This window comes from Sphingomonas sp. CCH9-E2, assembly GCF_001557215.1.
In the GTDB taxonomy this organism is placed as follows: domain Bacteria; phylum Pseudomonadota; class Alphaproteobacteria; order Sphingomonadales; family Sphingomonadaceae; genus Sphingomonas.
In genome coordinates, this window is record NZ_LSJM01000006.1 from 26,392 (window position 1) to 33,973 (window position 7,582).

The following is a 7,582-nucleotide window of genomic DNA, read 5'->3' on the forward strand; positions in this document are numbered from 1 at the left end:
TAGTATGATCTGCCCTAAAATTGACGCAAAAACGGCGCGACCACGCGGGCCGCGCCGTTTGATGCCAATCGTTGCGACTTCAGGCGGGATTTTCGTCCCGATTGAACCAGCGCTGGATCGCATTCCGGCGTTCGGGTTCGCCGGACTCGCGATAGGCCTCATCCTCGTCCTGACCGGCAGCCGGAGCGGGCGCGCCGCCGGTGCCGTGGATCAGCAGGCGCAGCACCAGCACCGCGACAACCATCAGCAGCAGCCATGGTCCTACCGACGCCAGCACCTGCGCAATCCCCGCAGCCGAGGTGACCAGCTTGTTCCCCGCGTCGCGGAAGCTCGCATCCGCCGACCCGTTCAGCCCCGGCGCGGGCGTGCCCGAGGCATAGGTGATCAGCACCGGCGCGGTCGCCATCGTCTCGCCGCTATCGGCCTCCGACTCCGCGATCACGTCGAGCGCGGTCTGCAGGCGGCGCGCGCGATCCTGCTGCACCGGATCGTTGCTTGCCTTGGCATTGGCAAGCTGTTCGCGCAGCCGCCCGACCAGCGCGTTGGAGCGCGCACTCGCGGTAGCATCGGCACCGGCAATCTCGGTCTCGACCAGTGCGCCGCCGCCGCCGACCACGACCTTGGTCGCGGCCTCGCCGAAATTGCGCGCGACCGACGGGTCGATGCGGAAGGTCAGCGTCGCGGCGATCCGATTCGCCTCGTCGACGCGATAGCGCAGCGACAGGATGCGGCATCGCGCGGGGCCTAGCTTGTCGCAGCCGGCGGCATGCGATTCGACCACCGCCTTCACATGGTTACCCGGCACCTTGTAGGCGTAGCGATAGTCGAACGCTCCGCCGGTCGCGGTCAGCGCGGCGACGGCTTCGTTGCTGATCTTGTCCTGATCCTTTTTCGGCGCGCCTTCGCACCCCGCCAGCGCCACGATTGCCAGCAATGCCGCCACGATTCGCATTCGAGTCCCCCTGCGGTCCGTGGCCGGAACGATAGGGCAGATGGTTAACCGCCGGAAGGGCGAGTCTGCGCCGCTGTACCGAATTGGGAAGCGGGCGCTGCGCGCGTTTCTGATTTGTCCCCGGCGGGCGGCGTTGCTATCGCCTGCGCGATGGCCACCGACCTTAGCGACCCGTTCGACCAGATCGTCGACGCCCCATTCGATTCCGCCCTCAGCGAACGCTACCTCGTCTATGCGATGTCCACCATCACCGCGCGCTCGCTGCCGGATGTGCGCGACGGGCTGAAGCCGGTGCATCGTCGCCTGCTGTGGGCGATGCGTGGCCTCAGGCTCAACCCGAACGAAGCCTACAAGAAATGCGCCCGCGTCGTCGGCGACGTGATCGGCAAATACCACCCGCATGGCGACCAGTCGGTCTATGACGCGATGGTCCGCTTGGCGCAGACCTTCGCGCTGCGCTACCCGCTGGTCGACGGACAGGGCAATTTCGGCAATATCGACGGCGATAACGCCGCCGCTTACCGTTACACCGAAGCCCGGCTGACTCAGGTCGCGATCGACCTGATGGACGGGCTGGACGAGGATGCGGTCGAATTCCGCCCGACCTACAATGGCGAGGATCATGAGCCGGAGCTGTTCCCCGGCCTGTTCCCCAATCTGCTCGCCAATGGCGCCAGCGGCATCGCGGTCGGCATGGCGACCAGCATCCCGCCGCACAATGCCGCCGAACTCATCGACGCCGCGATCCTGCTGATCGACCAGCCCAATGCCAGCGACGCACAGGTGCTGGAACATGTCCGCGGCCCCGATTTCCCGACCGGCGGCATCGTCGTCGACAGCCCGGCAGCGATTGCCGACTCCTACGCCACCGGTCGCGGGTCTTTCCGCGTCCGCGCCAAATGGTCGCTGGAGGACCAGGGGCGCGGCACGTGGCAGATCGTCGTCACCGAAATCCCGTACGGCGTGCAGAAGGGCAAGCTGATCGAGCAGATCGCGGCACTGATCAACGACAAGAAGCTGCCGATCCTCGCCGATGTCCGCGACGAATCCGACGCCGAAATCCGCATCGTCCTCGAACCGCGCGCGCGCACCGTCGATCCCGACACACTGATCGAAAGCCTGTTCCGCCTGTCGGACCTCGAGGTGCGCGTCTCGCTCAACCTCAACGTGCTCGACCACACCCGCACCCCGCGCGTGATGAGCCTGCGCCAGGCGATCGCAGCCTGGGTCGATCACCAGTTCATCGTCCTGCGCCGCCGCAGCGAGCACCGGCTGCAGAAGATCGCCGACCGGATGGAACTGCTCGACGGCTACATCATCGCCTTCCTCAACCTCGACCGGGTGATCGCGATCATCCGCAGCGAGGATGAGCCCAAGCCGGTGATGATGGCCGAGTTCGAGCTGACCGACCGCCAGGCCGAGGCGATCCTCAACATGCGGCTGCGCGCGCTGCGCAAGCTCGAGGAAATGGAGCTGCGCAAGGAGCGTGAGGCACTGGCCAAGGAACAGGCCGAGCTCCAGGCTTTGTTGTCGAGCGAGGCGCGCCAGCGCACCCGGATGAAGCGCGACCTGACCAAGGTGCGCGACCGCTACGGCCCCGAAACCGCGCTCGGCGCCCGCCGCACGGTGGTGGCCGAAGCGGCACCCGCCCGTGAAATCCCGCTGGAGGCGATGATCGAGCGCGAGCCGATTACCGTCATCCTGTCGCAGCGCGGCTGGATCCGCGCGATGAAGGGCCATGCCGAATTGGCCAGCGCGGAGACGGCGAAGTTCAAGGAAGGCGACGGCCCGCTCATTGCTTTCCACGCGCAGACGACCGACAAATTGCTGCTCGCCGCCGAAAATGGCCGCTTCTACACGCTGGCTGCCGACAAGCTGCCCGGCGGGCGCGGCTTTGGCGAGCCGGTGCGGCTGATGATCGACCTCGATGGCGGTACCGGCATTGTCGGGCTGTTCCCGGCGAGCGCCGCACCGAAACTGCTTGTCGCCGCCACCGACGGCCGCGGCTTCCTGGTCAAGGCCGAGGACGTCATCGCCGAAACGCGCAAGGGGAAGCAGGTCGTCACCCCGCGCGCTGGCGCCACGCTGAAGCTGGTGCGCCCGGTCGGGGCCGAAGATGATTATGTCGCGGTGATCGGCGACAACCGCAAATTGCTCGTCTTCCCGATGACCGAACTGGCCGAACTGGCGCGCGGGCAGGGGGTTCAGCTGCAGCGCTATCGCGATGGCGGCCTGTCCGACGCGGTCACCTTCCGCTTCGCCGACGGCCTTAGCTGGCGGATGGGCGGGGAACAGGGGCGGACGCGGACCGAGGCTGACCTCGCCCCGTGGCGCGCCGCGCGCGGGGCGGCGGGACGGATGCCGCCGAACGGTTTTCCGCGCGATAACCGCTTCTAATTGCGGCAAGTCGCCTCAACTGCGCGGGCGTCACAGGGCCGCATCTTCAGCACCGCTTAACCAAATGCCCGTAACCCGCTTTGGTGATGCTGTTGTCGCGCCGCCGGAAGGACAAGCCAGTCCCCGTGCCCGTCCCCGTGACGGGGCCGGATTCGCGCGTCCTCGGCCCGTCCAGCACCGCGCAAACCCTGAATTTGCTCCCGATTCCTGCGGCAGTCGTGGAACGCGGGGCGCACGGGCTGGTCTTCGAATCGGTCAACCGCCCCTTCCGCCTCGCCGGCCTCGGCACCACCGCCGATCTCTCGCCGGTGATTCGCCAGCTCGGCGCGCGGATCGGCAGCTTCCTCGATTCGGACACCAATGATTGCGAATTCGACTGGGAGCTGGGCGACGCGGTCGACGCGCGTTTCTTCCGCGTCCGCTTTGCACGGCGCAGCACCGAACGCGACAATGGCCGCTGCCTCGTCACGCTGATCGACCATACTTCCGAACTGCGCACGCAGCGCAGCCTGCGCCGCGAGATGCTCACCGACAGCCTCACCGGCCTGCCCAACCGCGCGGGCTTTGGCGAGGATCTGGAGGATGAGATCGAGCGGTCGGGGATTGACCGGTTCGCGGTGCTGGTGATCAATCTCGACCGGTTCAGCCGCATCAACGCCTGCATGGGCGGCCTTGCCGGCGACGAGCTGCTGATTTCGGTGGCGCGCCGGGTGAAGGGCGCGCTGCGCGGCCATGACATGTTGGCGCGCACCGGTGGCGACGAATTCGCGATTCGCCTCGAACTCGATGAAGGTCTGCAGGATGCGCTCCACGTCGCCAAGCGCATCCAGAATGCGCTGACCACGCCGTTCCGCCTGTCCGACTTCGAAATTCGCGTCGATTGCGCGATCGGCATCGCGATCGGCGAGGGCGAGCGCGGCGACGCCGAAGAGCTGATCCGCCACGCCCAGTTCGCGATGAAGCGCGCCAAGAAGTCGGGCCGCACCGAAGTCTATCAGACGCGCGCATTCGACGTCGTCCGTCAAGAATTCAGCATCGAGACCGAACTGCGCCGCGCGATCGACAATGGCGGTCTGGCGCTCAACTTTCAGCCGATCTGCGACCTTGCCTCGGGCAAGATCGTGTCGTTCGAAGCGCTGGCGCGCTGGACCACCGAAAGCGGCATCGCGCTGTCGCCAGTCGAATTCATCCCGGTCGCTGAGGAATCGGGCCTGATCGTTCCGCTCGGTCGCTGGGCGATGCACGAAGCGGCGCGGGCGATGGCGGTGTGGGACGCGCGCGCGGGCGGCGATTGCGGGGTCAAGGTCGCGGTGAACCTGTCCGCGATCCAGCTGCAGCGCGACCAGATCGCGCCGATGGTTCAGGCCGCGCTCGACGCGCATGGCGTGGACGGTCGCAAGATCACGCTGGAACTCACCGAAAGCGCGCTGGTCACCGACCCCGACCGCATCGCCCAGACGATGCAGGCGCTCAAGGGCCTCGGCACCACGTTGGCGATGGACGATTTCGGCACCGGCTATTCCAACCTCGCCTATCTTCAGAAGCTGCCGATCGACGTGCTCAAGATCGACCGCAGCTTCGTCTCCGGCATGCTCGCCGATCGCGACAAGGTGGCGATCGTGCGCGCGATCCTCAGCCTCGCCCAGGCGCTCGGCATGCAGACCACGGCGGAGGGGATCGAGACCAACGAACTCGCCCAGACGCTCGCCGCGCTCGGCTGCAATTACGGGCAGGGCTTCCTCTATTCGCGCCCGCTCTGCATCGATCAGGCCTTTTCGCTGCTGCTCGAACGCAACGCCTGATCCGCCACGGCATCGGCAATCTCCGCGACCCGGTCGGCATCCGGGAAGTCCTCCGCGACCCACTGAGCCTCCACCGCCCGCAACGCACGCGCGACATCGGGACCTTTTAACAGGCCGCGCTGGATCAATGCACCGCCGCTGATCGGCAGCCGCGGAATCTCCCACCCGGACAGGTCGCGCGCATCCGCCACGGCGGTCGGGCAGTCGAACAGGAACAACCGGTCGATCGCCTCGTCGCGCCCGAGCCGATAGGCAGCAGCGCGCGGCGCGCCGAACAACTCGGCCTCGGTCGCGCCGATCAGCCGCTTGCGCTGAACGTTGGACAGTTTGAGCCGCGCCCCGACCGATTCGGCGATCGCCGTGTCGGCGGGCAACAGCGCGGCGAGGCGGCGGACCGGGTCTGGCGCGAGCCCGGCTTCCGCCTCCAGCGCCGCGACCCGCGCAAACCGTTCGACCGACGTGATTTCCGGGATGACCGGGCGGAAAATCCCGCGCTCCAGCATCAGCGCGATCACCCGCACCGCGTCTTTCGCCACCAGCAGCTTGAGCAGCTCGTCCGCGATCCGCTCGCGCGACAGGGCCATCAGGTCGTTGGCGCGCGCGGTACAGGCGTCGAGCGAGGCTGCATCCGGGCTGTCGCCGAACCGCGCGAGGAAGCGGAAGAAACGCAGGATGCGCAGATGATCTTCGGCAATGCGGCGCAGCGGATCGCCGATAAAGCGCACGTGCCGCGCCTCCAGATCGGCCAGCCCTTCGAAATAGTCGAACACTTCGCCCGTTGCCGGATCGGCGTAGAGCGCGTTGATCGTGAAATCGCGCCGCGCGGCGTCTTCGCGCCAGTCGTCGGTGAACGCGACCGTCGCGTGGCGGCCATCGGTTTCGAGGTCGCGGCGCAGCGTCGTCACCTCGACCACCGTCCCGCTGCTCACCGCAGTGACCGTGCCATGGGCGAGGCCGGTCGGGATGACCTTGATCCCCGCGCGCTCCAGCCGATGGATCACCTCCTGCGGGTCGAGCGGCGTCGCGATGTCGACATCCGATACGGGAATGCCGAGCAGCGTGTCGCGCACCGCGCCGCCGACCACGCGGGCATTGCCGGGCCCCAGTGCGGCGGTCAGCCGGTCCAGCCCCGGCCAGTGCCGCCACGGCGCATCGGGGAGCGTCACGCCGACCACTTCAACCGCCGCGACAGATTGACCAGCATCGCTGCAGTCGCGCCCCAGATCCGGAAATCCTGCCACAAGATCTCGTAATAATGCCGGTCACGGCCCTGCCACTCGACGCTGGATTGCAGCTGGTTGGCGGGGTCGAGCACGAAGTCGAGCGGCGCCTCGAAGATCGCCGCGACCTCGCCCGGCTGCGGCGTCAGTACCAGGTCGGGCGGGATCACCGCGACCACCGGCTGCACCTCGAACCCGGTGACGGTGCGATAACGGTCGGCAAGGCCAACCAGCTCGACCGCGTGCGGCTCTAGCCCGATCTCCTCGCGTGCCTCGCGCAATGCCGCTGCGGTCGCGTCGGCATCGCCCGCGTCGATCCGCCCGCCGGGAAAGGCGACCTGCCCGGCATGGCGGCGCAGCGTATCGGTGCGCTGGGTCAGGATCAGGCCGGGGCGGGGGCGGTCGGTCACGGCGACCAGCACCGCGGCCGGCATCGGCACGCCATCCGCCGCGATTGTCGAGTCCAGCACATCACCGACGATCAGCTCGGGCGCCTCGTCATGCTCGGCGTCGAGCGCGGCGCGCAGCCGTTCGGCCAGCGTCATGCCGGGGCCATCGCAAAGAAGACGCCGTTGCTCCACACGCCGGGCGGGTTCGACCCGTTCTCCAGCGCCAGCGCCGCCAGCTCATAGTAAACCGACCGCGCGACCAACGCTTCCAGCCCGCGCCGCACGTGCAGATAGGGGTGGGGGCCGTCTTCATGCTCTTCGAATCGCAGCGCGTGCTCCGGTCCTGCGGGAATCAGGTCGCCGGTATTCAGCCGGAACGCGATTCGCGCCGCGTCGCCCGTGCCCTCGACCTTCATCTCCACCGCAACGAATGGCGCGTCCTCGACATCGATGTCGAGCTTTTCGACCGGGGTGACCAGGACGTGGCGGCCATCGGGTTCGCGGCGCAGGATCGACGCGAACAGCCGCACCATCGCCGGGCGGCCGATCGGCGACCCTTGGTGAAACCAGGTCCCGTCGCGGGCGATGCGCATGTCGCTATTCCCGCAATGCGCCGGGTTCCAGCTGTCGACAGGGGGCAGCTTCTGTTCGTCCGCCAGTCGCGCGATCTCGGCGAGCGACAGGCTGGCGAGGTCGGGGGGAGGCGGCATCGGCATAGCATTGCCGTTAGGCGCTTTTGCCCGCCCCGGTAAAGTGTCAGACCAACTATCCTCCCCCGCCAGGGGGAGGTGGCGCCGAAGGCGACGGAGGGGGAGGACGGCT

General features: G+C 67.7%; 6 protein-coding genes. 2 read left to right on the forward strand and 4 right to left on the reverse strand.

Annotation, left to right across the window (positions count from 1 at the left end; all coding sequences use genetic code 11):
* Nucleotides 1-79 precede the first annotated feature (79 nt).
* Nucleotides 80-952: a hypothetical protein gene (locus AX681_RS00490; protein WP_066662218.1), complete on the reverse strand. Its 873-nt coding sequence runs from the start codon at nucleotides 950-952 to the stop codon at nucleotides 80-82.
* A 150-nt stretch (nucleotides 953-1,102) separates the two neighbouring features.
* Here AX681_RS00490 and parC point away from each other — a divergent pair, with 150 nt between their 5' ends.
* Nucleotides 1,103-3,349: a DNA topoisomerase IV subunit A gene (gene parC, locus AX681_RS00495; RefSeq protein ID WP_066662215.1), complete on the forward strand. Its 2,247-nt coding sequence runs from the start codon at nucleotides 1,103-1,105 to the stop codon at nucleotides 3,347-3,349.
* Nucleotides 3,350-3,435: 86 nt separating this feature from the next.
* The gene (locus AX681_RS00500) at nucleotides 3,436-5,151 is read left to right on the forward strand and encodes an EAL domain-containing protein (RefSeq protein WP_082738047.1); all 1,716 of its coding nucleotides are present in this window, start codon (nucleotides 3,436-3,438) and stop codon (nucleotides 5,149-5,151) included.
* Here AX681_RS00500 and AX681_RS00505 read toward each other — a convergent pair.
* From AX681_RS00505 to AX681_RS00515, 3 genes are read right to left on the reverse strand one after another with little or no spacing between them, the layout of a single operon-like run.
* The gene (locus tag AX681_RS00505; protein ID WP_066662213.1) at nucleotides 5,115-6,326 is read right to left on the reverse strand and encodes a CCA tRNA nucleotidyltransferase; all 1,212 of its coding nucleotides are present in this window, start codon (nucleotides 6,324-6,326) and stop codon (nucleotides 5,115-5,117) included. The genes AX681_RS00500 and AX681_RS00505 overlap by 37 nt on opposite strands.
* On the reverse strand, nucleotides 6,314-6,916 hold the full coding sequence (locus tag AX681_RS00510; protein ID WP_066662210.1) for a CoA pyrophosphatase: 603 nt from the start codon (nucleotides 6,914-6,916) through the stop codon (nucleotides 6,314-6,316). Before AX681_RS00510 ends, AX681_RS00505 begins: the two co-directional genes overlap by 13 nt.
* Complete coding sequence (locus AX681_RS00515) at nucleotides 6,913-7,476, reverse strand: DUF1285 domain-containing protein (protein WP_066662199.1); 564 nt, start codon at nucleotides 7,474-7,476, stop codon at nucleotides 6,913-6,915. Before AX681_RS00515 ends, AX681_RS00510 begins: the two co-directional genes overlap by 4 nt.
* Nucleotides 7,477-7,582 lie beyond the last annotated feature (106 nt).

Coding starts and splice junctions, on each gene's coding strand:
- AX681_RS00490 (WP_066662218.1), bottom strand. CDS start 952: ATGCGAATCGTGGCGGCATTGCTGGCAATCGTGGCGCTGGCGGGGTGC.
- parC (WP_066662215.1), top strand. CDS start 1,103: ATGGCCACCGACCTTAGCGACCCGTTCGACCAGATCGTCGACGCCCCA.
- AX681_RS00500 (WP_082738047.1), top strand. CDS start 3,436: ATGCTGTTGTCGCGCCGCCGGAAGGACAAGCCAGTCCCCGTGCCCGTC.
- AX681_RS00510 (WP_066662210.1), bottom strand. CDS start 6,916: ATGACGCTGGCCGAACGGCTGCGCGCCGCGCTCGACGCCGAGCATGAC.
- AX681_RS00515 (WP_066662199.1), bottom strand. CDS start 7,476: ATGCCGATGCCGCCTCCCCCCGACCTCGCCAGCCTGTCGCTCGCCGAG.